The sequence below is a fragment of the Leisingera daeponensis genome (assembly GCF_019801465.1).
GTDB lineage: Bacteria > Pseudomonadota > Alphaproteobacteria > Rhodobacterales > Rhodobacteraceae > Leisingera > Leisingera daeponensis_A.
In genome coordinates, this window is sequence record NZ_JAHVJA010000008.1 from 173,258 (window position 1) to 199,281 (window position 26,024).

General features: G+C 63.0%; 30 protein-coding genes and 1 tRNA gene. 3 read left to right on the top strand and 28 right to left on the bottom strand.

Annotation, left to right across the window (positions count from 1 at the left end; all coding sequences use genetic code 11):
- Nucleotides 1-36: 36 nt before the first annotated feature.
- Nucleotides 37-915 (bottom strand): carbon-nitrogen hydrolase family protein, encoded by an 879-nt coding sequence (locus KUV26_RS16795; RefSeq protein ID WP_222509183.1) that lies wholly within the window; start codon nucleotides 913-915, stop codon nucleotides 37-39.
- 255 nt (nucleotides 916-1,170) lie between these two features.
- Between KUV26_RS16795 and KUV26_RS16800 the strand changes: the two genes are divergently transcribed.
- The gene (locus tag KUV26_RS16800) at nucleotides 1,171-2,091 is read left to right on the top strand and encodes a hypothetical protein (RefSeq protein WP_222509184.1); all 921 of its coding nucleotides are present in this window, start codon (nucleotides 1,171-1,173) and stop codon (nucleotides 2,089-2,091) included.
- Nucleotides 2,092-2,128: 37 nt separating this feature from the next.
- On the opposite strand, the gene KUV26_RS16805 is transcribed toward KUV26_RS16800, so the two are convergent.
- Genes KUV26_RS16805 through KUV26_RS16820 form a run of 4 tightly spaced genes read right to left on the bottom strand, consistent with a single transcriptional unit; the run spans nucleotide 2,129 to nucleotide 4,049 of the window.
- Nucleotides 2,129-2,716, bottom strand: a complete 588-nt coding sequence (locus tag KUV26_RS16805; protein ID WP_222509185.1) for a GNAT family N-acetyltransferase — start codon at nucleotides 2,714-2,716, stop codon at nucleotides 2,129-2,131.
- A complete protein-coding gene (locus KUV26_RS16810; RefSeq protein WP_222509186.1) occupies nucleotides 2,713-3,111 on the bottom strand; it encodes a ketosteroid isomerase-related protein in 399 nt (132 codons plus the stop codon). Before KUV26_RS16810 ends, KUV26_RS16805 begins: the two co-directional genes overlap by 4 nt.
- Nucleotides 3,108-3,566, bottom strand: a complete 459-nt coding sequence (locus tag KUV26_RS16815; protein ID WP_027236222.1) for a low molecular weight phosphatase family protein — start codon at nucleotides 3,564-3,566, stop codon at nucleotides 3,108-3,110. Before KUV26_RS16815 ends, KUV26_RS16810 begins: the two co-directional genes overlap by 4 nt.
- A 3-nt stretch (nucleotides 3,567-3,569) precedes the next feature.
- Nucleotides 3,570-4,049, bottom strand: a complete 480-nt coding sequence (locus KUV26_RS16820; RefSeq protein ID WP_174149000.1) for a UPF0262 family protein — start codon at nucleotides 4,047-4,049, stop codon at nucleotides 3,570-3,572.
- A 161-nt stretch (nucleotides 4,050-4,210) separates the two neighbouring features.
- Here KUV26_RS16820 and KUV26_RS16825 point away from each other — a divergent pair, with 161 nt between their 5' ends.
- Complete coding sequence (locus KUV26_RS16825; protein WP_222509187.1) at nucleotides 4,211-4,969, top strand: SDR family oxidoreductase; 759 nt, start codon at nucleotides 4,211-4,213, stop codon at nucleotides 4,967-4,969.
- 81 nt (nucleotides 4,970-5,050) lie between these two features.
- On the opposite strand, the gene hisD is transcribed toward KUV26_RS16825, so the two are convergent.
- The 5 genes from hisD to KUV26_RS16850 form a co-directional block, all read right to left on the bottom strand.
- Nucleotides 5,051-6,352, bottom strand: coding sequence for a histidinol dehydrogenase (gene hisD, locus KUV26_RS16830; RefSeq protein ID WP_222509188.1), 1,302 nt, complete (start codon nucleotides 6,350-6,352; stop codon nucleotides 5,051-5,053).
- Nucleotides 6,353-6,474: 122 nt separating this feature from the next.
- Nucleotides 6,475-6,987 (bottom strand): GNAT family N-acetyltransferase, encoded by a 513-nt coding sequence (locus KUV26_RS16835; RefSeq protein WP_222509189.1) that lies wholly within the window; start codon nucleotides 6,985-6,987, stop codon nucleotides 6,475-6,477.
- A gap of 3 nt (nucleotides 6,988-6,990) precedes the next feature.
- Nucleotides 6,991-7,467 (bottom strand): DUF2948 family protein, encoded by a 477-nt coding sequence (locus KUV26_RS16840; RefSeq protein WP_222504741.1) that lies wholly within the window; start codon nucleotides 7,465-7,467, stop codon nucleotides 6,991-6,993.
- Nucleotides 7,467-8,735, bottom strand: a complete 1,269-nt coding sequence (gene murA / locus KUV26_RS16845; RefSeq protein ID WP_222504740.1) for a UDP-N-acetylglucosamine 1-carboxyvinyltransferase — start codon at nucleotides 8,733-8,735, stop codon at nucleotides 7,467-7,469. The genes KUV26_RS16840 and murA overlap by 1 nt, the downstream gene beginning before the upstream one ends.
- A 6-nt stretch (nucleotides 8,736-8,741) precedes the next feature.
- Nucleotides 8,742-8,897: a hypothetical protein gene (locus KUV26_RS16850; protein ID WP_222504739.1), complete on the bottom strand. Its 156-nt coding sequence runs from the start codon at nucleotides 8,895-8,897 to the stop codon at nucleotides 8,742-8,744.
- 85 nt (nucleotides 8,898-8,982) lie between these two features.
- Between KUV26_RS16850 and KUV26_RS16855 the strand changes: the two genes are divergently transcribed.
- A tRNA-Thr gene (locus KUV26_RS16855) sits at nucleotides 8,983-9,057 on the top strand.
- Nucleotides 9,058-9,244: 187 nt separating this feature from the next.
- Here KUV26_RS16855 and KUV26_RS16860 read toward each other — a convergent pair.
- From KUV26_RS16860 to KUV26_RS16945, 18 genes are all read right to left on the bottom strand, one after another.
- Nucleotides 9,245-9,895, bottom strand: coding sequence for a hypothetical protein (locus tag KUV26_RS16860; RefSeq protein ID WP_222509190.1), 651 nt, complete (start codon nucleotides 9,893-9,895; stop codon nucleotides 9,245-9,247).
- Nucleotides 9,892-11,574 carry a hypothetical protein gene (locus tag KUV26_RS16865; protein ID WP_222509191.1) on the bottom strand — a complete coding sequence of 561 codons (1,683 nt, stop codon included), beginning with the start codon at nucleotides 11,572-11,574 and terminating at the stop codon, nucleotides 9,892-9,894. Before KUV26_RS16865 ends, KUV26_RS16860 begins: the two co-directional genes overlap by 4 nt.
- A complete protein-coding gene (locus KUV26_RS16870) occupies nucleotides 11,567-11,833 on the bottom strand; it encodes a hypothetical protein (protein ID WP_222509192.1) in 267 nt (88 codons plus the stop codon). The genes KUV26_RS16865 and KUV26_RS16870 overlap by 8 nt, the downstream gene beginning before the upstream one ends.
- 177 nt (nucleotides 11,834-12,010) lie before the next feature.
- Entirely contained in the window at nucleotides 12,011-12,769 is a 759-nt protein-coding gene (locus KUV26_RS16875; protein ID WP_222509193.1) for a lysozyme, read from the bottom strand.
- Between the two features lie 111 nt (nucleotides 12,770-12,880).
- Nucleotides 12,881-13,375 carry a GNAT family N-acetyltransferase gene (locus KUV26_RS16880; protein WP_222509194.1) on the bottom strand — a complete coding sequence of 165 codons (495 nt, stop codon included), beginning with the start codon at nucleotides 13,373-13,375 and terminating at the stop codon, nucleotides 12,881-12,883.
- Nucleotides 13,375-13,797 carry a hypothetical protein gene (locus tag KUV26_RS16885; RefSeq protein ID WP_222509195.1) on the bottom strand — a complete coding sequence of 141 codons (423 nt, stop codon included), beginning with the start codon at nucleotides 13,795-13,797 and terminating at the stop codon, nucleotides 13,375-13,377. The genes KUV26_RS16880 and KUV26_RS16885 overlap by 1 nt, the downstream gene beginning before the upstream one ends.
- Nucleotides 13,794-14,189: a hypothetical protein gene (locus tag KUV26_RS16890; RefSeq protein ID WP_222509196.1), complete on the bottom strand. Its 396-nt coding sequence runs from the start codon at nucleotides 14,187-14,189 to the stop codon at nucleotides 13,794-13,796. The genes KUV26_RS16885 and KUV26_RS16890 overlap by 4 nt, the downstream gene beginning before the upstream one ends.
- On the bottom strand, nucleotides 14,186-19,684 hold the full coding sequence (locus KUV26_RS16895; RefSeq protein ID WP_222509197.1) for a phage tail protein: 5,499 nt from the start codon (nucleotides 19,682-19,684) through the stop codon (nucleotides 14,186-14,188). The genes KUV26_RS16890 and KUV26_RS16895 overlap by 4 nt, the downstream gene beginning before the upstream one ends.
- 4 nt (nucleotides 19,685-19,688) lie before the next feature.
- Nucleotides 19,689-20,138, bottom strand: coding sequence for a GNAT family N-acetyltransferase (locus KUV26_RS16900; protein WP_222509198.1), 450 nt, complete (start codon nucleotides 20,136-20,138; stop codon nucleotides 19,689-19,691).
- Nucleotides 20,135-20,776, bottom strand: coding sequence for a hypothetical protein (locus KUV26_RS16905; protein ID WP_222509199.1), 642 nt, complete (start codon nucleotides 20,774-20,776; stop codon nucleotides 20,135-20,137). The genes KUV26_RS16900 and KUV26_RS16905 overlap by 4 nt, the downstream gene beginning before the upstream one ends.
- A gap of 27 nt (nucleotides 20,777-20,803) precedes the next feature.
- Nucleotides 20,804-21,439, bottom strand: a complete 636-nt coding sequence (locus tag KUV26_RS16910; RefSeq protein ID WP_222509200.1) for a hypothetical protein — start codon at nucleotides 21,437-21,439, stop codon at nucleotides 20,804-20,806.
- Nucleotides 21,440-23,635 (bottom strand): hypothetical protein, encoded by a 2,196-nt coding sequence (locus tag KUV26_RS16915; protein WP_222509201.1) that lies wholly within the window; start codon nucleotides 23,633-23,635, stop codon nucleotides 21,440-21,442.
- Nucleotides 23,635-23,889, bottom strand: a complete 255-nt coding sequence (locus tag KUV26_RS16920; protein WP_222509202.1) for a hypothetical protein — start codon at nucleotides 23,887-23,889, stop codon at nucleotides 23,635-23,637. Before KUV26_RS16920 ends, KUV26_RS16915 begins: the two co-directional genes overlap by 1 nt.
- A gap of 98 nt (nucleotides 23,890-23,987) precedes the next feature.
- Nucleotides 23,988-24,320: a hypothetical protein gene (locus KUV26_RS16925; protein ID WP_222509203.1), complete on the bottom strand. Its 333-nt coding sequence runs from the start codon at nucleotides 24,318-24,320 to the stop codon at nucleotides 23,988-23,990.
- Between the two features lie 53 nt (nucleotides 24,321-24,373).
- Nucleotides 24,374-24,799, bottom strand: a complete 426-nt coding sequence (locus KUV26_RS16930) for a phage tail tube protein (protein ID WP_222509204.1) — start codon at nucleotides 24,797-24,799, stop codon at nucleotides 24,374-24,376.
- A 25-nt stretch (nucleotides 24,800-24,824) separates the two neighbouring features.
- The gene (locus KUV26_RS16935; protein WP_222509205.1) at nucleotides 24,825-25,286 is read right to left on the bottom strand and encodes a hypothetical protein; all 462 of its coding nucleotides are present in this window, start codon (nucleotides 25,284-25,286) and stop codon (nucleotides 24,825-24,827) included.
- Nucleotides 25,283-25,606 carry a hypothetical protein gene (locus tag KUV26_RS16940; protein WP_222509206.1) on the bottom strand — a complete coding sequence of 108 codons (324 nt, stop codon included), beginning with the start codon at nucleotides 25,604-25,606 and terminating at the stop codon, nucleotides 25,283-25,285. Before KUV26_RS16940 ends, KUV26_RS16935 begins: the two co-directional genes overlap by 4 nt.
- On the bottom strand, nucleotides 25,606-25,944 hold the full coding sequence (locus KUV26_RS16945; RefSeq protein ID WP_222509207.1) for a DUF2190 family protein: 339 nt from the start codon (nucleotides 25,942-25,944) through the stop codon (nucleotides 25,606-25,608). Before KUV26_RS16945 ends, KUV26_RS16940 begins: the two co-directional genes overlap by 1 nt.
- Nucleotides 25,945-26,024: the final 80 nt, after the last annotated feature.

The following is a 26,024-nucleotide window of genomic DNA, read 5'->3' on the forward strand; positions in this document are numbered from 1 at the left end:
TAAATGGGGTCATTTTTCCAATATTTCAAGGCTCAATCAGTAAAGATCCGCCTTTGCGACCGATTTTACCCGCGGCAATTGCTCCTCCCAATGCAGCCGGTTCAGCACCCCGCCATCGGCCCGCACATGGTCGATGGCCTCCAGGTCGGCCTCGGCATAGGTCCAGCCGGGCTGGTTCAGCGTGCCTTCCGCCAGCACGCCGGTGCCGGGGAAGCCCTTGTCCGGCGGGCCGAAAATGCCGCCTGTGCCGGTGTTCATGTCGACCGCTTCGGACCATTCGTTGGCCCCGGTTATAGAGGCCATGGCGGTCACGCATTGGTTTTCGAGCGCCCGCGACATCGCGCCGATGCGCACCCGCCAGTATCCGGCCAGCGCCTCGGTGCAGGAGGGCACCAGAATCACGTCCGCCTCCGCCAGCGCGCGGCCCAGAAGCGGGAACTCGCTGTCATAACAGATCAGCACCCCGATTCTGCCCAGTGCGGTGTCGAAGATCTTGAGCGGGCCGCCGCCCGTGATGCCCCAGTCCTCGCGCTCGAACCGGGTCATGATCTGCTTGTCCTGATGGTCCCGCTTGCCCGCCGGCGTGTATAGCTCCGCCCGGTTCACCGGCCTGTCGAACCCGCTGTTCACCGGCGCAGAGGCGCCCAGGATATGCACCCCATGTTCGGCGGCCAGTTTCAGGTGCAGCGCAGCCGCGTCCTCCATCTTCTCTGACACCGAATGGATCGACTGTTCCAGATCGCCGGCCACCGTAGCCCCGTCCAGTGTCGACAGCTCCATCGCGCCGTATTCCGGGAACACCAGCAACTGGGCACCGTTTCCGGCTGCTTCCGCCACCCAGGCGGCCAGCTTGTCCTCATACTGTGCCCAGTTGTCGAGCCAGTCGAGCGGATAGGCGGCGGTGGCGATTTTCATTCGGTTTCTCCGGCAGTCAGCAGCCGCATCCCTGTGCGGCCCACCGGCAGAATTGCCCTGCATCTGGTCCTGGCGCAAGTTCCTGAGGTGCCCCGATTGCGGCCGGTGCCGCCCAAGACGGTGAAAACCTCCGGCAGGGATGCGCATTTTTGCAACGGAAACGGCCGAGACCTGCGATGCATCTTGGTGATGCGCGGCCATTTGGCCATTCTCTGGCGCAGCTCATCGATTTATTCTTTGAAAGAGGACCCCCCCTTGGCAACCAAGCTTGATGACAAGAGCCTGAAAGGCGTTATCGCCGATATTCCTAAGAAAGGTTTCCGCACCAAATTCTGGCGAGAGTACCGCGCCGGGGCCTGTAAGGGCAGCGGTGTTGGCAAGCATATGGATCTGCTGGAGAAATTGGGCGTGCCCCCGTCGGGTGATCCGGCCAAGGCGGATCTGGACAACATGCCGGAGATTGTTCAGGCCTTCAGCATGCTGGCCAACGCAATGCTGAAAGCGCGCGGCAAATGCGGCAAGCTGCAGTCCCATAGCAAGGACCTGTGCCTGGCCTATGCAAAGCAGATCGAAAAACGCGAGAACGCGGCGGCAGAGCTGGCCCGCAATGCAGACAAGATCAAACAGCAGCAGATGAAAAAGCAGCTGAAGCGCGAAAAGGCTAATGAGGAAACCGACAAGCATCTGGCCAAGCTCAAGAAAGAGCACGAAGAAACCCGCAAGCTGATCCTCAAGGAAATCAAGGCGGCTGAGGTGCGCGGCAAGAAGATCGAAGCCGCCTGCCTGGACATTTCTAAGGATGTGAACGCCGCGCTGAACAAGCTGGAAGCGATCAAGAAGGCTTGGAAATCCGCCTACCACAAGGAGGGCGCGGACCGCTCCAAGATCGAAGCCCAGGCAGACAAGGGCATCCGCGACCTGACCAAGGCCTTCAAGATCGACGCCCACGCAAAGAACGTGAAAGGCGCTCTGCCCAAACTGTTCAAGGAGCTGGCTGAGAACTACAAGCAGTTCAAGCAGGAAGATTACAACAAGAAGGAGTATGTTGCTGCCGGCAGGGCGGTGACGGCAGCCAAGCGCACCTTCGATGATGCCCGCGATTCCGTAAAGCTTTATGCCGCCCAGCAGAAAATCGCGCTGGAGGAACTCCAGGCCGCGCGCCCCGAAGGCGTGTGATAAAACAAGACAGGCGCCCGCTTAGGCGCCTGCTTTTTCACAGATCCCGGATCCAGAACTGCAGCGGTTTGCGGGTCTCTTCCGCCTGATCCACGTCCTTCCAGGAAAAATGCGCGATGGCACCTTCCAGCGGGGCATAGCCGCGCTTGCGCCAGAACGGATCCAGCGGCGCGTAGTCCGCGGGCCGCAGCGGGTGGTCCGCCGGGCGCTGCACGCCGCAAAATGCGGTCTTGCTGAACCCGTGCTTGCGGGCATGGGCTTCGCGCGCGTCAAAGAACCCGTGGCCGACGCCATGCCCGCGGTACTCCGGCAGCAGCACGGATTCGGCGCAGTAGAAGACATCGTTCAGATCAACGCCGGTGCCCTCAAAGGCAGCGGCGAAGTCATCGGCGTGATCAGCCAGCGGCGCGCCGGTGGAGGCGCCGACCAGGGTACCGCCGTCAAAGGCGCCGACCACCACCGCCCGTTCGCTGTCGCGGTAGCTTTGCAGATAATCCCGCTCATACCCCGGATCGCCGTCATAGAGATACGGCCAGGCGCGGAACACCTTGATCCGCAGGCCCGCCACATCGTCCAGCGCGGCCTCCAGCGCCGCGCCGGTCATCGCTTCGACCCGGATGGTCATCCGGCGGAAACCTGGGCGATCCAGTCCGCCAGATTGTAATAGGTGGTAACGCGGGAAATCTTGCCGTCCTTCAGCTCAAAGAACGACCCGCCCGGCAGGCGGTAGGTCTGGCCCTTGGCTTCCGGCAGGCCTTCGTCGGTCACCAGGTAGGTGCCGTTGACGATGAACTCCGCCGCGGCGCGGGTGCCGTCCTCGCTGGAAAAGATCACCATATCGGTCAGCTCTTCCTTGTAGCAGCGGCTCATATGGGCGCAGAATTCCGCGAATTTTTCCTTGCCGACGCGGATTTTGCCCTCATTGACGTGATGGGCAATCTGCTCGTCCAGGCAGTCCAGCATGGTGTCCGTGTCGCCGGCGTTGAAGGCTGTGAAATAGCGCGCGATGGTGTCGGTCATGTTCTCTCCGTCGGTTCACCCCAGCGGTTCTTCAGGTGCTGGATGATTTGGTCCCGTGTTTGCCGGTAAACGTCTAGCTTGGCTTCCCGCGTCTCGCCGAGCCCGGTAGGGTCCATAATCGGCCAATATTCGACATCAAGGTGAAAAAAGCGGGTGAGCTCCAGCGCCCGGCGCTGGCTGGCAGGCGATAGCGCCACCACCAGATCGAATGACGACAGGTCATCGCCCCAGCGCTCCATCTCGTCGAATGAGCGCGAGCGGTGACGCGACAGCTCAACGTCAATTTCCTGGCAGACCGCGATAGAGAAGCCGTCAATCTCCATGTCGTTCTTGACACCGGCGGACTGCACATATGTGCCGGTGCCGTAGAATTTCTTCATGATGCCCTCCGCCATCGGAGAGCGGACCGAATTGTGGTCGCAACAGAACAGAACGGACTGCGGCAGCTCCTCCACGCGTCAGCCTCCGAAATGCAGGACGCAGATCAGGGTGAACAGGCGCCGGGCGGTGTCGGTGTCGACCTCGGCCTTGCCTTCCAATCGTTCCTGCAGCACCCGGCTGCCTTCGTTGTGGATACCGCGGCGCGCCATATCGATGGTCTCGATCTGGCTGGGCGGCAGGGTTTTCACCGCGGTGAAGTAGCTCTCGCAGATCTGGTAGTAGTCCTTGACCACCTGCCGGAAGGGCGACAGCGACAGGTGGAACTCGGCAGCCTTCTCACCGGCTTCGGTATTGATGTCAAAGACCAGCCGCTTGTCGCGGATCGCCAGCCCCAGGTGGTAGGGGCCGGCCGGGATATCGCGGTCCTCCCGCTGCGGCAGGGCAAAGCTGTTGTCTTCGATCAGGTCATAGATCGCCACCTTGCGCTCCTGCTCGATCTCGGGTGTCGGGGGCGGCAGGTTGCGGTCGTCCAGTTCGATATGGCTGATGCGGCTCATGGGTCTTTGTCTCTGATATGCGCAGGGGCGTCCGGCCATGAGTATCGCACCGCCGTGCCTGGGGCAATGCAGCAGCGGGCGTCAATATCCTGGCCGTTTGCGGCAGTGCTTGACAGGCCGCGCCCGCCCGCCCCAGGCTGCCGCCGGCAGGAGGCAGAGAAATGACAGGTCTTGAACAGTTTTCCCTCACCGGCCGGCGCGCGCTGGTGACCGGCTCCACGGCCGGACTGGGCTTCGCTGCCGCCCGCCTGCTGGCAGAGGCGGGGGCCGAGGTCTGGGTCAATGGCCGCAGCCGGGAGCGGGTCGATGCCGCGCTCGCCCGGATGCCCGGCACCGCCCGGCCTCTGGTGCTGGACATCGCGGATGAAAATGCCGTCACCGGGTCGATGGCACAGATCGCGGCAGCAGGCGGGCTGGATATCCTGGTCAACAATGTCGGCCAGCGCGACCGGCGCAGCCTGCCGGAGTTTACCCGAACCGATCTGCAAACGCTGTGGGAGGTCGACCTCGTTTCGCCGTTCCGCCTGTCTCAGATGGCTGCCGCGCAAATGGCGCCCAAGGGCTGGGGGCGGATCATCAACATCTCTTCGATTGCGGGCCTCATCGCGCAATCCGGCGATGCGGCCTATACGACCGCCAAGGCTGGAATCAACGGCATGACACGGGCGCTGGCGGCAGAGCTGGGCCCCAAAGGGATCACCGTGAACGCCATCGCCCCGGGCTTCTTCAAGACCGCGCCCAACATGGCCGCTGCCGCGGATCCGGCGATTTCAGAGAAGCTCAGGAACGCAACCGCGCTGGGCCGCTGGGGCGAGCCGGAGGAACTGGCCCCAGCCATCCTGTTCCTGGCGTCGCCGGCCGCGTCCTACATCACAGGGCAGGTGCTGGCCGTGGACGGGGGCTATACCGCCCACTACTGACCTGCTGACCGCGTCTTTCTGGTCCGGAATGCCCCGGGAAGAATGCGTGGCGTGTGCAGAGGGGCAGCGCCCCTCCGCTGTTTAGCCGTTCAGCGCATCCAGCCGCGCGGTGACGGACAGCCCGTGCGCCTCCAGGCTTTCGCTTTTCGCCAGCACCTCGGCCGCGGGGCCGATTGCGCGCAGCGAGTCCGGGGTCAACTGGCTCAGCGTTGTGCGCTTGAGGAAATCCATCACCGACAGGCCGGAGGAGAACCGGGCCGAGCGCGCTGTCGGCAGCACGTGGTTCGGGCCGCCGACGTAATCTCCGATGGCTTCAGGCGTGTACTGGCCCAGGAAGATGGCGCCGGCATGGATGGTTTTCCCGCTCAGGGCCACCGGGTCCGTGACACACAGTTCCAGGTGCTCCGGCGCGATGCGGTTCGACAGCGCTGCCGCCTCATCCAGATCCCGCACGGTGATCACCGCGCCGAATTCGCGCCACGAGGCGCCGGCAATGGCGCGGCGCTCCAGCGTTTCCAGGCGCTTGTCCACCGCCTCCGCCACTGCGCGGCCAAAGCTCTCGTCATCAGTGATCAGGATCGACTGGGCGCTTTCGTCGTGTTCGGCCTGGCTCATCAGGTCCAATGCGATCCAGTCCGGGTTGTTGTCCTTGTCCGCGATCACCAGGATTTCCGACGGGCCAGCGATCATGTCGATGCCGACCTTGCCGAACACCCGCCGCTTGGCGGCTGCGACAAAGGCGTTGCCGGGGCCGGTGATCTTGTCGACCGGCGCGATGCTCTCGGTGCCATAGGCAAGGGCCGCCACTGCCTGTGCCCCGCCGACGCGGTAAATCTCATCCACACCCGAGATCCGAGCTGCCAGCAGCACCAGCGGGTTGATCTGCCCGTCCGGGGCCGGCACAGTTACTGCCAGCCGCGAAACCCCCGCCACCTTGGCCGGGATCGCATTCATCAGCACCGAGGACGGGTAGGAGGCCAGCCCGCCCGGCACATAAAGCCCGGCAGCCGAAACCGCCGACCATCGCCAGCCCAGCGTTGCGCCGCTGCCGTCCGTCCACTGCGCATCCTCGGGCATCTGGCGGCCGTGATAGGCACGGATGCGCTCTGCTGCCAGCTCCAGTGCGGTGCGTTCTTCCGCCGGGACATCGGCAATGGCTGCATCCACTTCTGCGTCAGAGATCCGCAGCTGCGCCGGTTCCAGCTCCAGCCGGTCGAATTTCGCCGTCAGCTCCACCAGCGCCGCATCGCCGCGGGCGCGGACGTCGGCAATGATCCCGGCCACGATGGCGTCCACATCCGGGCTGTCCTCGCGCTTGGCGCCCAGCAGTGCGGTGAAGGACTGTTCAAAACCTGCATCGGCGGTGTTCAGAAACTGCGGCATCGGGATCTCCTTTGGCCCCCGCATAGCCCCATGGCGGCGCGGCCTCAAGAATTATGCGCAAGCCGGTGCAATTGGACGCAATTGAAGCGCGCCGTCAGCGGCCCCTGATGCTAGCGCAGGCCTCAGCTCAGGCGCTTGCGCATTGCAATGCAGGGCGTGCCGCAGCATCCGCCGCCGGCCCCGGCCTCCTGCCAGCCGTGTTTGCGGTAGAATCCCAGCGCCGTTCGGGTGGCGTTCAGGCGGCCTTCGCTGTGGCCGCTCCGCAGCAGCTCCGCTTCCAAATGGGCAAGCAGGGCGGCACCGGCGCCCTGACCCGCCGCAGCAGGCGCAGCATACAGCAGCGAAATGGTGCCATCCGGGTCCAGGCCGCCCACAGCTGCGGCCTCGCTGCCGCGTTCCGCCAGCCAGTAGCGCCCCGGCCCGCCGATCCAGCTGCGGATCTGCTCCGGTGTCTTGTTGGCAGTCCACTCCGCGATCCGGACGTCATCGCCGCCGTGGTCGGCCTGGCACAGATCGCGGATCGAGGCGAGGAGAACCCTGCTCATGGCAAAGACGTCAAACACCGTGGCGGGGCGGATTTCCAGCGCAGCCGCCGGGGCGGCAAAGGCCTGGGAAATGCCGCGCTTGTTCTGCATGGCTCAGGCGCCATGGTCCGGCGCCTGGCCGGAGGGTGCCCGGTAGGGCCGTGTGACATCACGCAGGGACACTTCCAGCGCCTCCACTGACAGGCGCACCGCACCATCGCCGGCGAGGGTCAGCAAGACATGGCCCGCACCGTCCTCCCCCGGTTCGAAAGTGACAGAGAGCAGCGACAGAATCAGGTCCTTGTCCTTGCGGTCGACGCCCTGCGAAGAAACCCCCAGGACGTTGTCGATCACCAGCAGCGACTGCACCCGCTCGTAAGCCCGGCCGCGGCGCTCCGCCGCGTCGCGGTCCTCCCAGCGGAACCGGTTCACCAGCAGCGCAAAGCGGCGCTCGGCGGAGCGCCAGCTCATTTCGGTCACCGGAAACACCGCATCCTGCAGCAGCGAGGACAGCACCTTGAGGTCCTCTTCCTCCAATGCGCCCAGGTTCAGCGGCGCCTCGCGGCCGTCCTCGAAACTTGCATCCGCCATCACTGCTCCTTGATCCGCTCGATTTTGGCACCGACTCCGGACAGTTTGCGCACCACATGCTCATAGCCGCGGTCCAGGTGGTAGACCCGGCTCACCCGGGTTTCGCCTTCTGCCGCCAGGCCCGCCAGAATCAGCGAGACAGAAGCCCGAAGGTCCGTCGCCATCACCGGTGCGCCCTTCAGCTTCTCGACGCCGGTCACCGTGGCATGGCCGCCATGCACCTCGATCTGCGCGCCCATGCGCACCAGCTCCGGCGCATGCATGAACCGGTTCTCAAAGATCTTCTCTTCCAGCATCGAAGTGCCTTCAGCGGTGCACATCAGCGCCATCATCTGCGCCTGCAGATCGGTTGGAAAGCCGGGGAAGGGCTCAGTCACCACATCCACCGCCCGGATCCGGCCATTCTTACGGCTGACGGTCAGGCTGTTGTTGCCTTCGGTAATCTCAATGCCGGCCGCTTCCAGCTTCTCGCAGAAGCTTTCCAGCAGGCTGCGGCGGCCGCCCAGCAGTTCCACCTCGCCGCCGCAGATCGCGGGCGCCAGCATATATGTGCCCAGCTCGATCCGGTCCGTGACAACCTGATGCGTCGCGCCGTGCAGGCGGTCGACGCCTTGAATGGTGATCTCCGGCGATCCGTCTCCGTCGATCTGCGCGCCCATCTTGCGCAGACAGTCGGCAAGATCGACGATTTCCGGCTCACGCGCGGCGTTCTTGATAACGGTGGTGCCCTTGGCCAGGGTCGCTGCCATCATGATGTTCTCGGTTGCCCCGACCGAGGCAAAGCTCAGCTCCACCACCGCGCCTTTCAGCCCCTTTGGCGCTTTGGCGTGCAGATAGCCGTCCTTCAGCTCGATTTCAGCGCCCAGGGCCTCCAGCCCGTGGATATGCAGGTCCATCGGCCGGGCGCCGATGGCGCAGCCGCCGGGCAGCGACACCACCGCCTGGCCCAGCCGCGCCAGCATCGGGCCCAGCACCAGGTTGGAGGCGCGCATCTTGCGCACAATTTCATAGTCGGCGATGTGGCTGGTCAGGTCATGGCTCGACATCGCCAGAACCTGCCCGTCCTGCAGGCTGGAGACTTCGGCGCCCAGGGACTGCAGCAGCAGCGTCATTGTCTTGATGTCGCTCAGCCGCGGCGCGTTGGTCAGCGTCAGCGGCTCCTCGCTCAGCAGCGTCGCCGGCATCAGGGTGAGGCAGGCGTTTTTGGCGCCTGCGATCGGGATCTGCCCGTTCAGCGGGCCGTTGCCCGTAACCAGAATCGAATCCATCTGAAATTACTCTCCGCTCTTGCCCGTGTCCTGGTCCTGCTTTTCCGCCCGCGCCTTGGCCTGTGCCTTGCGCCGGGCCATGTTTGCCTTGAGCGCCGCCTTCAGCCGGTCTTCGCGCGATGCCGCCGAACCGTCGTTTTTAGGTGATTTCTTCTCTGCCATAAGACTTCTGTAACTTAGTGCGAAAAAACCGTCCAGAATGCTCTTGCACCCCCCCGCGTTTATGCCTAAAAGCCCCCTCACCGGCGCTGCTGTAGCTCAGAGGTAGAGCACTCCCTTGGTAAGGGAGAGGTCGAGAGTTCAATTCTCTCCAGCAGCACCAGATTTCCCCAAGTAAGACACTGAAAGTAAACGGTTTTCGTGCCGTGCGGCACTTGCACACTGGGCAAACCTTTTAAGGTTCACTGCATACCTTTAATGTTTAGTCCCGTTTGCTCCCCACTTATTCCGGGCAAAATCCGGGAAGTGTGTTCGCGTGACGTTCCGCCAGAAAAAAGCGATTCGCACACCTAACCGTGGCGCGCGAAGGCATCCGCCAAAATCAGCCGATTCTCTATCTCGCTTGTGAGCCTCTCCACCTCGCCCGCAAGCGCCGCCTCAGGCCCATTGTTATCGACGATCCAATCCGCATCCTTGACGGTCAGCTCCATAGATCCAGGCGGCTCAGGCGGCAGGCGATCCGACGCATCAACCCAAACCACCAGATCGAACAGATGCCGCGACCGCTCAAATTCATCACGGCGCCGCATTCCGGTGTAAATATCGTGATGTTCAAGGATCTGCTCTGCCAGCATCGGACCAGGGCGGAGATTGTAAGCCGCGATGGCATGAAACCACAGCTCTCGGTGATTTGCCCGATCCTCGAAACAGGCCCGCCAATCCGGGTAAACATCCCGCATCAGGGGGAATACAGCCTTTCGAGCGGCAAATTCCGAGCTGGATACAGAGCGCATCCCGTATTTTTCAGAAAGCAGCCCACCGACGCCATCCTTTCCGTGACGACCATGACCGATGATCAACAGGCGAGCTGATCCGCACAGATCCAGCTCAAAGGGCGATACACCTGACCCATCACAAACGCTGCAGTGATCAATCCCAAGGAAGGCCCAATCATGGCACCCGTGGCCGCCGCAATTGCGGCACTTAGGTAAAACACTCATGCCCGCCACCTCGCATCCGGCGCCTGATTGATCAGCGCGCGCTTGCCATTGGCGTAGGTGATCACATGAGCGCGCTGCCAGCTCGACGGGCCATTATTGTAGCCCTGATCAAGATCCCCGGTCATGCCAGCGATAAAGACGCCATCCATGATCTGCGGGCTGTGCTTGTCGGCAATCGTGAGACGCGTGCCCATCTTTGCCAACCCCTGCGCCGTGCCGCGCGAACCATTCGGCCCCTGATGGCCGTGCATCCCGCATTCTATGCCGCCGCTATCCTGGCAGATCACGAAAGATCCGCCCATCGGCACAAAGTCGATCCCCTCAAGCTGGCGGGGATCCTCATTCTTGAGCGCCCAACGGCAGAGGTTAAAGCCTTCCCGTTCTTCGCGGATCGCCCGCAGCAGCTCAAGATTGCACTCATGCCAATATTCGGCGTTACCCGTGTCCATCCGGTCAACATCCTTGCGCGCCCACTGCATCAGGCGATCATCATGGTTGCTTTCGATCATGACCGTGCGGCAGGTTTCCCGCTCGATCTGACGCAGAAACCGCGCGCCCTCGCGCACCTGCCAGCGAATACCGGAATGGCCGGCGGCCTGCATCCTGGCGCGATGGATCGGGTCGCCATCAACATGACGGGACGCCATTTCAAATGACATGAGGTCATGAATGAACTGGTATTCCGGGCGCAGCGCGTCGATCAGGCTGGCACCATGCCGCCCCCAAAGCGCTTGAAAAACGTCCTCAGCAAGGCTTGGGATGTGAATATCCCCAAAGGTCACAGCCTTGATGCGGTTGCCGGTGCTGATCCGCCCGCTCCGCACGATCACGTCAAGATCCTGAAACGCACCGTCAGAGGTTGCGCTGATCTGGCGGCACCAAGCGTTCCCGCGATCATCAGCCTCAACCAACGTGGCGCCGAGGACATGGTGAAACTCAGCCTTGAGGCCCGCCTTTTTCTTAACGTAGTTCGGCACCGTGCAGGCGCCGGTAGTCATGACCGATGGAACGAATTTTCCGGGCATGGCCGGAACGCTTTCAAAGGCAAGCTTGGCGTGCGGGAAAATCGCCGTGCGGCCCTGCGCGTAAGTGGTCAAGCCGCTCAGCGGGCGCACCGCAGTCGGCAGGGTGTTCATTTCCGCGCAGAAAAGCACCGGGCCGCAGTCATAGGGATCAAACCGGATATACGGCTCAACCTCGCGCGCAAACTGCGCGTTGCGGGTCTGGTGATCGGAAAACAGCGCGTGATTGTAGGTAAAGCCCCCAACCACCACCTCAGCCCCGATGTGGCGGGCGTATGCCTGCAGGTTGGACCAAAAGCGCAGATGCACATCCGTATCGTCCTGCGCCGATGTCAGAAGCCAGCGGCGCACCTCACCCTTGCGGAATGCCGCCGCAGGCGCCCCAGGCTTTGCGAACAGATCCCAATCCGGCAGGAAATGCTCATCGCCGCGGGCCTCAGCCGCGGCCTGAACCTGCAGGAATGAACGAACCATCCGCTCGCTTGTCTTATAGCCCCGCTCTGTGAGCCTGCGGGCAGCCTCAGCGACAGAGGACCCCTTGCCGCCGCGCGGGTCCCGGAACGGGTCAAAACCATCCCTCAGCGCCGCCTCAAGCGCGTCCTTGATGCGCTGCGCGCGGGCAGGATCCTTTGCGCCGGTTTTGCGTTTACTACTCATTTCGGGGTTTCCCCTTTTTCCCCTTCAAGCGTCGGATGCGGTCATAATGCTGTGAGGCATCAACGAGCGCTTGAATGATCAGATCATTGCGCGGCGCGGCCTCAATCTCAGCCGCCAGATCGCGCTTGAATTTTGCCGTGTATTTCGGCGGCTCCGGCACCGCCGAAGCGTCAAAGACAGCCCGGCGCGCCCCGGCGCAGGCAGTCAAGAAACTCAGCGCCAGCAGGGCGAGGCCCAGGCGCAGCCCGTTTGATCGCATTTTTTACCTCTTGAGCTTGCTGCACATCCAGATCACGGCGGACATCAGCCGCCGCATCTGCCCGCAGGCGCTCCACAGCGCTCCACAGGAGGGCGGACAGGACCAGAGCGCCCGTCACCGTCAAAAGCGCCGCCCTGACCGCAGGGCGTGCGCTGAGGGCAGCCCTGACCGCCCGGATCATGAAAACAACGCCCGCCACGGGCGCAGCGGCTCAAGAGATTGCAAACAAAGGCTGTGTTCGGCCTCGCGCCGGTTGGTGAGGCCACGGATCCGCTGCAGTTCGCCGTTGATCCGCCCCTTGTCCCAACGCAGCAGCTCATCGCAGGCACCGCGCAGATCCCCGGCATTGGCTTTGCGCACCAGAGTTGAGCTGCAGGCCGCCCCGGTGCCGACATTGTAAGACCAGCTCAGGAAGGCAACAGCCGCCCCCTCAGGCAATCGCACCTTCAGGCAGCGGCCCAGATTTGCCGCAAACTGCTGCAGCTCCACCCTCAACAGCTCCTTGCATTCCGCCGGGGTGTAGGTATCACCCAGCTTTACGCCGCGGGTGTGACCGTAACAGACTGTCTCCACGCCTACCGCATCAATATAGGCGGTAGTGCGCAACCCCTCCCAAGGGGCAACGAAAGCAGCCGCACCACCTATGGAAGCGGTAGCCATAGTTATCATTACCCCGCGACGCACAGCGCCGGAGGCGTCACGCCGGAAGCGGCTCAGCAGCTCGCGGATAGTCACCTGCTGGACGATCCGGGCAACAACCCCCAGCGCCGACGCGACCGATGCCAGCACCGCAAAGAACACAGGATCCAGCCCCAGGGCCTTTGCATCCACCAGCCCCAAAAAGACCGCCGCCATGGAAAGCAGCGACGAGATCACCAGAGCATAGATTGACCACGCGCCCGCAAGGACACCTTTCCAATTTTCCACAAGTTTCATGATTTCATTTCCTCAAAAAAAAGACCCGCCAAAAGCGGGTCAGGGTGAGTGCGCGGCAAGCCGCGCAGTATTTGGATTGGAGCACCCCCTTGGGCGCTGTTGCAGGGCCTCTTAGACTAGCGGCAGGAAATAGACGGGATCCCCCGCCGCATCCTCGATCCCCGCAGAGATTTTGTCAGGACGGCGCTCAAACCAAGCCAGGATCTCGCGGGACGCATACAGCAGGGCAACCGAATGCGTGAAACCCGCCACCCGCGCAAGCTCAGCGGCGCGGGCCTCCATTGCCACGCTAACGCCGCGCCCGCGATAGGCCGGATCAACAAAGATATTGGTGAGACACAGCACCGCCCCAGGTGCTATTCCGGCCCGCTCAACAGCAGACTTGAGGCCCGGAGTTGCTGCAATCCCACCCATTTTTAAAGCGGGCATGAACATTGCCGATCCGGCGAGGCGCAGCCCGTCGCGGGCAGTCACGGCACGCCCCCCGAGATCCGCAAGGCCGCGCAGCACCATCATGTATTGATCCTCCGGCCAAAGGGACTGCAGCCGGGCAAGCGGGCGGAACTGCGCCCGCAGCGCCCGCAGATCATGGCAGAAATACTGCATCACAGCTCCCAGATTGCTTGCCTGAAGTCAGCCAGCACCTCATCAAGCTCAGCCGCCGTTTGCGCCTTTCCGGCGGCATCACCGAACCCCACCCGCAACGCTTCAATCCGCGGGCCGACCTCACGCCACTCTGCCGCCTTGAACAGCACAATCTGCGCGAGCTGATAAACATCCAACCCCAGGGCCGCCGCCTCGGCATCCAGAAACGGAAAGGCTGACAGATCGGCAGGCTCAGGATCGGCGGCCAGATAGGCCGCCGCCTCCCGCTCTTTTTCCCAGTAAACCATTTCCTGCCCAGCAATGGACGTGATATAGCGCCGCCGAACCTCATCGGTTGCCGCCGCGATGGATGCCACCGCGAAAGCACGCAGACCGGCCAGCTCAGCGGCCTTTGACGCCGCCGACCGCTTCAAAGTGATCATTCCGCCACCTCATGATTTGTGACGCTGCCGAGATAGGGAAACGGCGGCGTGACCTCGACTTGATAAAGCCCCGGATCAGGCAGAGAAAAGGCCGCACCCTGCGCGGCCTCATCGGTGACGATCTCCGCCAGGACCTCGCCGCCCAAGACATCATGCACCATGATCGCGGTACCCGGCGGGCAACCCGTGATCTCAATGCCCGCCGCCGTTTGGACCGGCGGCGGGACCTCAGGCCGGGGCATCAGAGCGCCCCCGGCAACATAGCTGCGCAGCACCCGCGCAAGGTCAAAGCTGGCGGGCAGCTCAATCACCGCCCCCTCAGGGGCAGAGACCGACGAAACCACCGCCTCGACAGAAAGGCCATCCTCAGCCAGCACCGCAAATTTTTTCATCTAACCAAAGCCCTTGCCACATAAGAGGTCTCTTGCACATTTGTGTAAGTCGCATCCGTTGCGCCGCTGCCGGTTGTGTGCTGGCTGATAATGCTGATCACAATGCGGATTTGCACATCATCAAAAACCCCCTGCTTTGACACAACAACCGACTCATCAAGCCAGCTTGTCGTTGTTGCCTGAGGGAAGTTGTAAAGCGTGATCCAAGTGCCCCAAGAGCCGCCGGATTTGATGCGCCACTGCAAGCGGGGCAGCGTGAAATTGTTTATGTGCGCATAAATCGGATCACCCTTTTGGGGATAGCTAGTCGCATCCTGCACAGAGTGCTTCCTGTACTTCAGCCGCGCCGCAATCTGCCAAAACTCAGTTTGCTCAAACTTCCCTAGAGTGAGCGCGCCAAGCCCGTTGTTGTGGTTTTTCGTGACCGGGCTAGGCTGCGCGGTCAGCACGCCGCCCTTGCTGGCCGCGCCATCAACAAGGCTTTGCCGCACAATAAGCTGATTGAACTCTGCCGCACCCCCTTTCGTGATCCGCCAGCCGGAAGCCCCGGATTGAAAATCATCCGATTGCAGGCTGTTATTGAAAACGCTCAGCCCGTCAAACTCGATCTCATCCCCGGTGAGCTTCACCTTGGACGCGGAACCGCCCTGCGCATTGTCAGCCGCGACGATCTCAACCGCGCCGGTTGCGCCCCCGGCCTTAGCCCGGAACACCAGCGAGGCGGCAGCATTGCCCTCAAGATCTGTGATCGCCTGACTTGCCGCCGTGGCCTCTGCCTGCACAATCCCGATCTCAGGAATATCATCCGCAAGAGGGGCGAGCCGCGCAACAACGCGCGCAAATTGGGTCTTTTTGCCGCCCTCTGCATCATCGCCCCAAAGGCCGATAAAGTCGGAACCGCCAGCGGTTGCGGCAGGCACATTGTAATGGAAGCTATGCCACGCCCAATCAGAGGACAGCGTGAACGCCTGCTTGCCTGAATTGCCCGTGTCCGATGTCGAATAGGCCGCAGCAAACTTTGCCGCCGGGGATGATGAGGGCTGTTTTGCCAGAACATCAACCCGGATGCGCCGCCCGGAAAACTGCAATGCCTGCTCAGCCGGTATTTCGATGCGCAAACCGCTCGTGCTGCCGCTTGTGTTGATCTCCCCGCCGGTTGCCGTGATCACGGAACCGCCTTGCCCTAAGACATCGCCGCCCTCTGATGCGGTTTCAGCCGGGCCCACATCATCAACAGCCGACAACCCGTCAAGGATGCGCTGAAAATCGGTGTGCCCAAGCCGGAACTGAGTAAGCGTTTGCGAGGCGACCGTTGCGCTTTGCGCCGCAGCAGAGGCAGAGCCCGCCGCATCTGTTGCGCTTTGCGCAGCAGCAGATTGCGAGGCCGAGGCCCCGCTTGCAGCCGTGCCCGCCGAATTGGCGGATTGAGAGGCAGAGCTTGCGCTTTGCGCGGCAGCGGTTTCCGAAGCGCTTGCCGCCGAGGCGCTGGACGCCGCAGCAGAGGCAGAGCCCGCAGCATTGCCCTCAGCCGCCTCAGCCGCAAGGCGCGAAGTTTCCGCCGCCGAGGCACTGGACCCCGCCGCCGTTTCCGAGGCGCTCGCCGCCGAGGCGCTGGACGCCGAGGCAGAGGCAGAGCCAGCCGCATTGCCCTCAGAGGTTTCCGCCGCAAGGCGCGAGGTTTCCGCCGCCGAGGCACTGGACCCCGCCGCCGTTTCCGAAGCGCTTGCCGCCGAGGCGCTGGACGCCGCGGCAGAGGCAGAGCCCGCCGCATTGCCCTCAGAGGTTTCCGCAGCGAGGCGCGAGCTTTCCGCCGCCGAGGCGCTGGACCCCGCCGCCGTTTCCGAAGCGCTCGCCGCCGAGGCGCTGGACGCCGCAGCAGAGGCAGAGCCCGCCGCATTGCCCTCAGCAGTCTCAGCCGCAAGGCGCGAGCTTTCCGCCGCCGAGGCACTGGACCCCGCCGCCGTTTCCGAAGCGCTCGCCGCCGAGGCGCTGGACGCCGCAGCAGAGGCGCTTGAGGCGGAAAGCGTGCTTTCCGTTACATCCTCATAATGCAATTCAGACCAATCAATCTGATGATCAGATGCCGCGCCCGGCCCATCGCTTTGCAGGAAGAACATGAACCCCTGCGGATTGGTGTAGGCCGGGGTGGAAAGAGTTTCATCAAACGCCTGCGGACCTGCGCCCGCATCCGCCGCGCGCAAGGTGATCCAGTGACTAGACCCATCCTCACGGATCACCCGGAAACCGATATTGGCGTTATACGGAGAAGCCGAAGCATCCACCACGCCACGGATACGGAATGAGCGCCCGGCAAGGTCCTCCGGCGTGAGGCCATCCGAATAGACATCCCGGCCCGTCGCCCGAAGCGCATAGGCCGCGCCGTTCGGATGCCCCGTCACCGATGCAATGTGATTCCGATCAGAAGAAAACGGATCAAACGCCCCCGGTGCGAACCGGCTGCGCCCAAGCATGTTTCCCGCGCTATGCTGAAACGACCTGTCACCAGCAATTGCGGCCTCAATGCGCGAGCTTTCCGCCGCCGAGGCGCTGGACCCCGCCGCCGTTTCCGAAGCGCTCGCCGCCGAGGCGCTGGACGCCGCGGCAGAGGCAGAGCCAGCCGCATTGCCCTCAGCAGTCTCAGCCGCCAGGCGCGAGGTTTCCGCCGCCGAGGCACTGGACCCCGCCGCCGTTTCCGAAGCGCTCGCTGCCGAAGCGCTGGACGCCGCGGCAGAGGCAGAGCCCGCAGCATTGCCCTCAGCAGTCTCAGCCGCAAGGCGCGAGCTTTCCGCCGCCGAGGCGCTGGACCCTGCCGCCGTTTCCGAAGCGCTCGCCGCCGAGGCGCTGGACGCCGCAGCAGAGGCAGAGCCAGCCGCCGCCGTTTCAGCGGCCTCCGCAGCCTGTTGAGACGCCAGCGCCGCCGCCTCAGAGCTGGACGCCGCAGCCTGCGCGCCAGAGGCCGCAGCCTCCGAAGCCTGAGCCGCCGCCGCCGAACCCTGCGCGCCAGAGGCCGCAGCCTCCGCCGCCGCCTGCGCATCAGCCGCAACCTGCGCGGACAGGTTGGCATCCCCGGCGCTGTCAATCTGATCCCGAACTTCTAGCGCAAGCGCCGACCACTCAAGCGAGCCGGGCCCGAAATCATCCTTTCCAAACCGCACGTCATTAGTTGAAACAGGCACCCAGGATGTCCACGACACGCGGCGCGGCGAGGCCGGGATATACTTGGCGCGGGCCTCATATTCCGAGGCTCCGACAAGCCCGGCCTCAATCAGCAGATCGCCGGTTTCAAAGGCGCGCGTGTCAGTTTTGGACACCACCGCAGCGGTTTCCTTTAGGCGCACCTCAAAGCGGATGCCCGCGATGTCGTCAACATTGGCATTCCACTGCATCAGCAGGGCGGGGCGGCGGGCGGTGCCTGCCGCGTCCTGAATATCCGCGGCAACCGGGTTGAACCCGACCACCCCTTGCACCGTGGGGCGCACCGGGTCCAGAGGAACCGGCGTTACCGGCTTGTAATCCTTTGAATGGTCCCAGCTTCCATGATCCGACGGATCAACCTCAGTCAGATCGGCAATGAGATCGCAATTCGGCAGATCAATGATGCCATCAACCCGGAACTGCTTTGCCGCATATCCGTTGCGGGCACTTGTCCACGTCACCACATCGCCGGGCTCAATGAGCCGGAACCTTGCGGGCAGGGTATGCGTGTGACGCCTGGCGCGCCGCGCCGCCGCAAGCTCGCCTTTCAGCAGCCGCTGCGCCTGCGCCGGAAACGGAACAAAGGAAAGCTGCACATCGGTCATGAGCCGCCGCCCGCCGTCCTCGACCTCAAACCCCGCGTTGTAGAGCGGCGGGGTTGAGCGCATCACATAGCCTTCATCCGGCGACGGATAAGACGCGATCACGCCATTCACGGTTTCGCTCAGGCCGAAAAACGGCGTGAAGGTTTGCGGCGCGAGGCTCACAATGTCCTCATCCTCAAAATGCGCAATCGGCGCATCAGGCGCGCCAACATAGATTTTGAAGATCCCGCCAACCTCGCTCATGCGGCCAGCGCAGGCGGTCAGCACCGCCTCAAAGGCGCTGCCGATCTCGCTATTCACGGTGATCTCACCGGCGCAGCGATAGGCCGGCTCAAGCCCGTCCTCACCCTCGACCTGCGCGCGGCATTTCCCGATCTGAGAAACCCAATGCGCGGCAGGCAGGCGGGCAGCGGTGAGCCCTTGCAGCCCGTAGAACCATTGCGGCTCAACCGCACTGGACGCCAGCCCCGCCGCATATTGAACATATCCAGCCCGCGCGCCAGGCGCGCCCGCGCCAATGGTGATTTCAATTTTTGGGTCAGCAAGGCCGGAAATATCGTAATCCGCGACCACCACCAGAGAGCCCGCGCCGCCGCCCTTGATTTCGGGCTGTTGCACATGGCCGCCATCCTCAGTGACCGCCGCCTTGCCCGCCGCGCCGTTGCCGTGCGGCGGATATTCCGAAACCTCGCCGGAAATGGTTGCCGAACCGCGCGACACCCCGCCCGCTGCGGTCCAAGACTTCACCACAGATGCGCCATCTTTAAGCGTGACAACTGTATTCCCGCCGGTGCCAGCCGTGACGCCGCCGCCGCCGCCGCCGACGATCTTGAGCGAAAGGGTTGCCTGATTTGCGCCCAGATCGACAGTGGAAGTTTCCCCCGCCGCGCCGCCGGTGCCCGGATCGCGGTAATAAATGCCGCGCGCGAGGTTGTACGCCTGAACCGCAGGCAGCGCATCGCCATCGCCGCCCCATGTTGCCGGATCATCCCAGCGGTGCGGGCCGGTTCCGCCCTGCGTGCTGTCTTTGGAAACGTCATAGAGCTTGACGCCATCAAGCACGAATTTGGAGCGCGGAAACCCGGTGAAAATCTCATTGTTGACGCGGAACGTCACAACCGCATAGGCGATGCCCTTGCCGACCCGCGAGGACGAATAGGCGCGCGGCGCGGCATCATTGACGGTGAGCGTCAAGAACTCATCCGCAACAAGCTGCGTGCCATCATGGAACCTGATCCAAGCATGATCCTTGCCATCCTCGCGGTATTCCACCGCAGCAAGGCCCTTTTCGCTGCCGGTATCCTCAAGGGTCACGGCCCGCCCCTCAATGAACCACCGCTTGAGCCCGGCAACCGGAATATCGCTGAGCGCAATCACCTGCGTGTAATAGGCATTGGGCGTGTTGCCCTCCTCGCCCCATTCGGAATGCCAGACCAGCGAGCCCGCCGACAGTGAGGGGCCCAGCACAAACGAGCGCGGCACGCTGCCGCCGGTGCGCACGGTGCCTTGAATGGCAAAGGGGGCCTCTTGTGGGCCGCCCTTTTTGGCAAACGATTTGACCAGCGCAGAAACGCCGAGCTGCACCGCCGCGCGCAGCAGAAAGTTGCCGATGGCAAATGTGCCAAGCGCGCCGAGGCTGATTGTCCAGCTTGAGATTGCCGTGATCGCGGCAGTGATTGACGCAAAGATTGCCATGAAATCACCCCAGAATTTTCAGGAATTTGTTTTCAGTCAGCGCGAAGCCCGCCGCGCCGAAAAACCGCGCAACACGCGGATCATTGAGGCCGGAAAGCCCGGCAGCGGCGCAGCCCTCAGCGCGCGCCCATTCCTCATAAGCCCGCACCATCCGCAGAGGCGCGCGCCCGCGGTGCGCCGGATCGACCCAGAAAACCAGCTCTTGCGCGATCCGCACCGGAGCAAGGGGTGAAATGGCCGCTGAGGCCGCCAGAACGCCGCGCAGAGCGCCATTCACCTCAAGAATGAGGCAGAGCTTGCGCGGGTCCTCAATATGATCCTGAGCGGCGCGTGAGGCGTGCGCAGGATCGAACGCAAACGGAATGCCGGATGCGGTGTGAAAGTCCCGGCACAGGGCCAGAACCGCAAACCGCTCATCAGGGCGCGCCGGGCGCACAACTGCCGCCCAGGTCACGCCGCAGCATCCTCGCGCACGGTGCCCTTACGACCCCAGAAAATCACCAGATCGCCGCAGGACGTGACATCCTTGTAAAAATCATCCCCCGGCGCGCGGGCTTGCTGGCTTTCATCGCTGCGCATATCCGGGTTGCCCCGCGTCAGCTCTTGCGCGCTGGAAACGCACTTGATGGAAATACTGCCCTCATTGCCCTCAGAGGGGGTTTCGACCGGAGCCCCGTCAACAAACCCGACAAAGCGCGAGGTGGCGGGCTCAACCATCCGCATTGTTTGCGGGTCAAATTCGCCCCGGTAAATCTCAACCTTGGCCTGCCGGATGTCATAAACCCGCATCAGCTCATTGATGCGATCATCCAGTTGCGAAAACCGCACCTCGATTTCCTGCACGGTGAGATTTGACACCATCGGGATCGGGTCAATCGCAATCAGCGATCCAACACCCGAGAAATCATAGGACACAGCCAAGCCGGTATCCGCATCAATCACCTGCGCCGAGACATCCCCGACATCGGACCAAAAGCCCTCAGTGATTGGCGCGCCGGTTTCACGCACCCGCGCCGTGATCCGCATGAAATCGCGCGTGACAAGCGTTTGCGCCTCAAGCAAAGCTTGAGTGCTGACAGGAATTACCCGCATTGCATCACCTCAGATTGTGAAGGGGGTTCAGAGAATTTGGATGCCGGAAAAGCTGACCGATGAGGCCGACAGATCGCGCAGGCCGGGCGGTTGCTGCCCCGGCTCAAGGATCATTTCGCAGGATGCGCGGTTGACCGTGACCGCCGCCCCCACCAAAGCGCCGGGGCGGATCGCAGGCCAAACCAGAAACTTGCGCACCGCTCCCGGCGCGGTCAGGCTCTTTGTTTCCTGCACCATATGCAGCGCCCGGCTTGGCCGCGCTCCGTACTCAAAGCCGATGTAATCGCCCGCGCTAAGGGTCAGGCCGCCCTCAGGCGTTGTGAGCTGGACCGCAAAGGCATCCCCGGCATAGAGCGCCGAGATCGACACGGTGCCGCCAAATCCGCCAGGGTGTGCCGCCGGGAAGGGCCTGCGCACATCATGCGCCAGAAATGATCCCGCCGACCCGTTGAGCGAGATAAGCGCCGCCTCAATCGCTGCGGCATCCGCGAGGCGGGCGGGCGCGGTTGTGAAGCTCGCCCGCCACAGGGCAGAGCCCAAGTCTTTCGCCTGCGTTGCGCCGCCCGCGGTGCGGCTCAGCTCTTGCCGGTGCAGCGGCCAAAAGGCCGCATCGCTGATCTTGCAGAGATCAAAGACATCGCTGCGCGGATAGGTGAAAGGCATTTAGAGCTTCCTTCCTGATTTCGCTTTCATCACCGCTTGCTCAACCTTGGCATTGAACTGCGCCGCATCCGCCCGCATCCGCTGATCAAGCTCTTGCACCGCTTGCAGCGAGGCCCCGCGCGCGTCGATCTTGGGCGCATAGCTGAAACTCATGCCACCGCCGCCGATCTGGCCGATCTTGTTATTCGGGATCACCTGCGCGCCCATCGGCAGATTGACCAGCTCCGGGCCTTTTTCGCCAACCCACGACAGCCCGCCGCGCCAATTGTCAGTGCCAAGGGCGTTTTTCCCGATCAGCGATCCGGTCAGCCAATCATCACCGCCAAGGATTTTTGACACCCCCCGGATTGCAAACATCTTGATCAGCGCAACGCCGAACTGCTTGAGCGCCTCCTTGCCGCTATCAATCCGATTGATGAGGTTGCCAACCGCCGCCTCGACATCCTCCGCCATTTGCGCCGCCGGGCTCTTTTCAAGCTCCGAATTGAGCGCGCCGATTCCGGCAGCCGCCGCCGAGGTGCTTTCAGGCAACTCCCCGAAAGCCTCTTTGATCTGCTTGGCTCTCAGGATGTACTCATCACCGCTGATGATCCCGGCCTGCTTGGCCTTGGTCACAAGCTGCATCGCCTCGCGGAATTTGTCAGCGCGGGCCGTTGCCGGGTCAATCGTGCCGATCAGCTTTGCCAATTCCTCATTGAGCTTTTTCACGCCCAAGGGATCGCCTTCCGAAGGCGTGCCCGGCGCAGTGCCGGATGGCTCATCACGCGAATTTGCGCCGGTGCCCTGTGACGGGAACTGACTGCGCTTGAACCCCTCAAGCATCTTTTGATAGCGCTCAAGCTGCGCCTCAGCGGCGGCAAGCTCAGCCTCAGCCTTGGCGGTGTTTTCCACCATAGCCTCCGCATAGCCCGAATTGCCACCGGCGGTGAGCGGGTTTTGATCCAAGAGATCACTGCCCGCTTTCTCGCGGGCGCGCACAAGCGCCAGCTCAGCCTTTGCCGCCTCAAGCGTAGAGCGGGCCTGATCAATACGGGTTGCAATGAGCGCCTCACCCGAAGCAACCGCATCATCATTTGTGCGATCGACCAGATCAAGCGCCGCCTGCAAGCGCGCCTCAGCAAGCGCCGCCTCATCTGCCGCCGTGGCGCTTTCGCCCAGCCGGGTTGACAGCAGGAACGCACCCCCGGCAACCGCGGCGATGGCAAGCCCAATCGGCCCGCTGAAAAACGCCATTGCGCCGCCAAGAGCGATCATCGCCGTGCCCGCGATCTCCGCGTTTTCCGCCAGCGTGACCATGAACCGGGCAAGCCCGCTCACAGCGTTTGCGATAGTGACACCAAACAGCGTTGCCGCCTCAATAAATGCCGGGTCCAGCAGGACGGTTGCCAGATCGGAGAATGCACCCACCAGCATTGAAACCGCATTTTGCAGCGGCCCGCCCGCTTGGCTCGCCTCTTGGAAATTGACCGCCAAGCCCTGCAAAACCGGCGCAAGCTGCACCGCGAGCTGATTGCGCATCCCCTCAAAGACAAAGCCAATCCGGCTCATCGCATCATTTGCGGCCTCAACCCCAGCCGCCATTTCGCCCGACATGCTGAGCCCGAATTTCTGGACCTCGCCGCGCGCCGCCCGGATCGCCCCCGATCCCTGCAAGAGCGCAAGCGAAACCTCATTTGAGCGCACGCCAAACTCGCGCATCACCCCGGCGGCATCCTGCGCGCTCAGGCCCATATCATTGATGCGATCCGCGATTGCGCCAAACCGGGCGTCAACATCCATCTCCATCAGCTCGCGGGCATCAAGCCCCAGCATCTTGAGAGCATCCGCAGCCGGGCCAGTGCCCTCGCGCGCAGCCTCAGCGAGCCGCTTGCCCATCATCTGCACCGCGCCGTTCATTTCGCTCACTGCAACCCCGGCATCGGAACCGGCAATTTGCAGCGCCCTGAGCCCGTCAATGGTGCCATCAACGGAACGCGCCATTTTGGCTTGCGCATCGACTGCCTCAAGCCCGCCCTTGGTCATTGCGACCATTCCCGCCGAGGCGGCGGCAAAGGCGGCCCCGGCGGCAACGCCGGTGACTTTGGCGGCGCGGGCCAAGCTGCCCATGAGGGCCTTTGCGCGACCGATGCCGCGGGCCAGGTCTTTTGTATTCGCGCCTATGGAAACCTTGAGGTTTCCGATATTCTGCCCCGCCATCAGGATTGCCCCCTTGTTTCGCGCACCTGCGCGAGCTGCGCAGGATCGCCGCCCCAGGCGAGAAACAACTGATCAAGGCTGATCTCTTGCTCTGCCGCCGTTTGCGGACCCTGCTTTTCTTGTTGTGCGAACATGCTGCCGAGATCGGGCAGCTTTTGAGCGCGCGAGAGCGCGGCAACGTGCCAAGCGAGCCACGCGCGGCCATCCTGCTCAGCGGACAGGCGGCGGCGCGCACCCTCAAGGCGCGCAACCATTTCGCGGGGCGTGATCCGCCAAAAGCTATCAGGGTCCAGCCCGTGCGCCACATAAACGCGGTGCAGCTCAAGCCAGTCCCAGGCCGCCCGCCCGCCGCTTACTTTCCCGGCTCACCGCCCTCTTGGGCGTCGGGAAACGCGGCAAGGATTGCCTCAGTCATGATCCGGTCATGATCGCCGCGCAGCCCGTCAATGAGCTTTCCGGCATCCTTGACGGTTGCGGCGGGGCGCTCATCCAGCATCAGCGCCCAGAACAGCAGGCGCAAATCCTTCATGCGCACCTTTGCACCGGGCTGGAATTTCTCAAGGAACTCATCAATCGCCAGCTCGGCGGCATCCTCAAGCTCGCAGATGGAGTTTGTCGAAAGGATCAGATTGATCTTTTCGCCTTCAAAATCGGCCGGAATTTGGCCGCGCACTTTGTTCGCCATGAGGACGCCCTTTCAGGGTTGAAATGCAGAAAAAAGGTGAGCCCTGGCCGCGCTTAGGCGGCGCTCAGCGTCGGCTTGCCGGAAGGCTTCACAGTGAACTCGCCGGCCATCGTGGTTGTGGACGGATCGCCCGGCTTCCAGCTCTGCGGGATGCCGGAAAAGTCCAGCTTGACGCCGTTGGGATAAGTGATGCGGAAATCCCCCTTGCCCGCGATCATCGCGGCATAGAGCGCATCAGTTGCGCTGGGGTTGTAGTTGAAAGAAATGGTGGCCGGGTCAGTGTCCAGAAGGCCCGCGATGTACTCGCGGAAATCGTCAGGGCTTTCCAGATGCGTCGCGTCGATGGCCTCGCGGGTGATGCCGGGCGAGGTGATCCCCGTTACCTCGCCCAATTTGGTGTAGATAGTCGAGCCACCATCAAATCCATCACCGATGGAAAAGGTGGCGCCCATGCCGATCTGTGCCGAAGTTACAGGCATATCAGATCCTCCGAATTTTCAGGGGTTAAAGGGATGGATCATCCGGCGTGACGCCAAAGACGATCTCATAATTCATGATCCGCGTGCCGACGACCGGCGCACCATTGTTTCGCGCGATCTCCACCGACAGCAGGCGGCAGGACTTGGCGAGGCCGAACTTTCCCGCGGCCAGCACCTTTAGCTCAACGGCAAGCTGCATATCATCAAGCTGATCCATCGGATCACCGCCAGGGCGCGCCATCAGCGCCACCGCAAGGGAGAGGCTGCGCTCCACCTCGCTTATGCTTTGGTTGTGATCCAGCCCCTCACCCGTGGCGAACACATAGAGGGCGGGCAGCTTTTCATCCTTGATCACCCAGCCCGCGGGCAGCGTGTCCAAGATCTTGACAGCAATGGCCTCGCCGCCCTCATCAACGGTGAACTCGCCCACCAGGATCGCAGCCTTGAAGCGATGCCGCAGCTCTTTCGCAATCAGCGTGTCGCTCACGGCATTTCCTCCAATTCCGCAGTGATCAGCGCATCAGAGGCCGGGCTTGAGCTTTCTTGCTCAAAGAGGAATTTGTAGATCTGCCCGTCTTTCGGGTCGATCAGATCCCCCTCAGCGAGATCCGCCATCACCTCGCGCGAGGCGCGCAGGGTTGGAACAAGGCTTTCGATCTCAGCGCCATCCGCCGCTGGTGTACGGAACGGAACCTTGCGGAAAATGGCGGTTACATCGCGAGCCTGCGGCGTGCCGTAGTGGATGGTGACGGTGCCGCCAAAAGCGCGCGCCAGCGCGCCAGCGACACCGCGAAACGGCCCCTGCATCAGGTGGTGGCCGCGCCGCCATCCAGCAGGACAACGCCGGTATCGGACGGATCCGCTGCAGCCTGCACGGCGAAGCCTACCAGGGTGTTGCCGCTGGCAACCGTGGTGCATTCCTTGGCGGTGTTGTTCCAGTACACCTTGGCGCCGACAGTCCACGCCTGCGCCGACAGTTTCGGCAGCTCGAACACGCCGCGGCGCACGATGGTCACGGTCTCGCCAGACAGAGCGTCAGCAGTTGCCACGCCAAACAGCGAGCCAACCAGAACACCGGCACCGGAAAGCACGTCGGCGGGAGCGGCGAGACTGATATTCTCGCCCGACTGGATAAAGTTTTTCATGGGGTTTCCCCTTTGCATCAGAAGGATTGGAAGTGCGAAACGCAAAGGGGCGCCGCTATCGGGCGCCCCTTTGCGAAATC

What these genes read in the sequence shown, in the direction of transcription:
- KUV26_RS16795 (WP_222509183.1), bottom strand. Translation starts at nt 915, where the DNA reads ATGAAAATCGCCACCGCCGCCTATCCGCTCGACTGGCTCGACAACTGG.
- KUV26_RS16805 (WP_222509185.1), bottom strand. Translation starts at nt 2,716, where the DNA reads ATGACCATCCGGGTCGAAGCGATGACCGGCGCGGCGCTGGAGGCCGCG.
- KUV26_RS16810 (WP_222509186.1), bottom strand. Translation starts at nt 3,111, where the DNA reads ATGACCGACACCATCGCGCGCTATTTCACAGCCTTCAACGCCGGCGAC.
- KUV26_RS16820 (WP_174149000.1), bottom strand. Translation starts at nt 4,049, where the DNA reads ATGAGCCGCATCAGCCATATCGAACTGGACGACCGCAACCTGCCGCCC.
- KUV26_RS16825 (WP_222509187.1), top strand. Translation starts at nt 4,211, where the DNA reads ATGACAGGTCTTGAACAGTTTTCCCTCACCGGCCGGCGCGCGCTGGTG.
- hisD (WP_222509188.1), bottom strand. Translation starts at nt 6,352, where the DNA reads ATGCCGCAGTTTCTGAACACCGCCGATGCAGGTTTTGAACAGTCCTTC.
- KUV26_RS16835 (WP_222509189.1), bottom strand. Translation starts at nt 6,987, where the DNA reads ATGCAGAACAAGCGCGGCATTTCCCAGGCCTTTGCCGCCCCGGCGGCT.
- KUV26_RS16840 (WP_222504741.1), bottom strand. Translation starts at nt 7,467, where the DNA reads ATGGCGGATGCAAGTTTCGAGGACGGCCGCGAGGCGCCGCTGAACCTG.
- murA (WP_222504740.1), bottom strand. Translation starts at nt 8,735, where the DNA reads ATGGATTCGATTCTGGTTACGGGCAACGGCCCGCTGAACGGGCAGATC.
- KUV26_RS16850 (WP_222504739.1), bottom strand. Translation starts at nt 8,897, where the DNA reads ATGGCAGAGAAGAAATCACCTAAAAACGACGGTTCGGCGGCATCGCGC.
- KUV26_RS16860 (WP_222509190.1), bottom strand. Translation starts at nt 9,895, where the DNA reads ATGAGTGTTTTACCTAAGTGCCGCAATTGCGGCGGCCACGGGTGCCAT.
- KUV26_RS16865 (WP_222509191.1), bottom strand. Translation starts at nt 11,574, where the DNA reads ATGAGTAGTAAACGCAAAACCGGCGCAAAGGATCCTGCCCGCGCGCAG.
- KUV26_RS16870 (WP_222509192.1), bottom strand. Translation starts at nt 11,833, where the DNA reads ATGCGATCAAACGGGCTGCGCCTGGGCCTCGCCCTGCTGGCGCTGAGT.
- KUV26_RS16875 (WP_222509193.1), bottom strand. Translation starts at nt 12,769, where the DNA reads ATGAAACTTGTGGAAAATTGGAAAGGTGTCCTTGCGGGCGCGTGGTCA.
- KUV26_RS16880 (WP_222509194.1), bottom strand. Translation starts at nt 13,375, where the DNA reads ATGCAGTATTTCTGCCATGATCTGCGGGCGCTGCGGGCGCAGTTCCGC.
- KUV26_RS16885 (WP_222509195.1), bottom strand. Translation starts at nt 13,797, where the DNA reads ATGATCACTTTGAAGCGGTCGGCGGCGTCAAAGGCCGCTGAGCTGGCC.
- KUV26_RS16890 (WP_222509196.1), bottom strand. Translation starts at nt 14,189, where the DNA reads ATGAAAAAATTTGCGGTGCTGGCTGAGGATGGCCTTTCTGTCGAGGCG.
- KUV26_RS16895 (WP_222509197.1), bottom strand. Translation starts at nt 19,684, where the DNA reads ATGGCAATCTTTGCGTCAATCACTGCCGCGATCACGGCAATCTCAAGC.
- KUV26_RS16905 (WP_222509199.1), bottom strand. Translation starts at nt 20,776, where the DNA reads ATGCGGGTAATTCCTGTCAGCACTCAAGCTTTGCTTGAGGCGCAAACG.
- KUV26_RS16910 (WP_222509200.1), bottom strand. Translation starts at nt 21,439, where the DNA reads ATGCCTTTCACCTATCCGCGCAGCGATGTCTTTGATCTCTGCAAGATC.
- KUV26_RS16915 (WP_222509201.1), bottom strand. Translation starts at nt 23,635, where the DNA reads ATGGCGGGGCAGAATATCGGAAACCTCAAGGTTTCCATAGGCGCGAAT.
- KUV26_RS16920 (WP_222509202.1), bottom strand. Translation starts at nt 23,889, where the DNA reads ATGGTTGCGCGCCTTGAGGGTGCGCGCCGCCGCCTGTCCGCTGAGCAG.
- KUV26_RS16925 (WP_222509203.1), bottom strand. Translation starts at nt 24,320, where the DNA reads ATGGCGAACAAAGTGCGCGGCCAAATTCCGGCCGATTTTGAAGGCGAA.
- KUV26_RS16930 (WP_222509204.1), bottom strand. Translation starts at nt 24,799, where the DNA reads ATGCCTGTAACTTCGGCACAGATCGGCATGGGCGCCACCTTTTCCATC.
- KUV26_RS16940 (WP_222509206.1), bottom strand. Translation starts at nt 25,606, where the DNA reads ATGCAGGGGCCGTTTCGCGGTGTCGCTGGCGCGCTGGCGCGCGCTTTT.
- KUV26_RS16945 (WP_222509207.1), bottom strand. Translation starts at nt 25,944, where the DNA reads ATGAAAAACTTTATCCAGTCGGGCGAGAATATCAGTCTCGCCGCTCCC.